1 pseudogene is annotated in these 287 nt (G+C 63.1%); it reads left to right on the forward strand.

Annotated elements, in window-relative coordinates:
• Window positions 1-287, forward strand: a pseudogene (locus tag EN808_RS35655) (glycosyltransferase family 2 protein); the annotation flags it as partial.

A 287-nucleotide genomic window follows, 5' to 3' on the forward strand; every position in this document is an offset into this window, starting at 1 on the left:
TGCATCAATCGCCAGGCCTTGCTCGACAAGAGCACGCTGCAGCGCGCCCTGGTCTCGCAGACCATCTTCATCGCCGGCTCGGCGATCACCGCCCGGCATGAGTCGCTGCTTGCGATCGGTGGCTTCGACAGCGACATCACCCGCATGCAGGACCGCGAGCTGCTGCTGCGTTTTGCCAACCGCAGCGGCGCACTGCTGGTGGAGGATATCGACTGGAAGAAGTTCAACTCGGAGAACTCGATCTCCGGCCGCCGCGACGGCTATGTCGAGGCCTATGCCAACCTGAT

Origin of the sequence: Mesorhizobium sp. M8A.F.Ca.ET.165.01.1.1, assembly GCF_004792065.1 — a bacterium.
GTDB lineage: Bacteria > Pseudomonadota > Alphaproteobacteria > Rhizobiales > Rhizobiaceae > Mesorhizobium.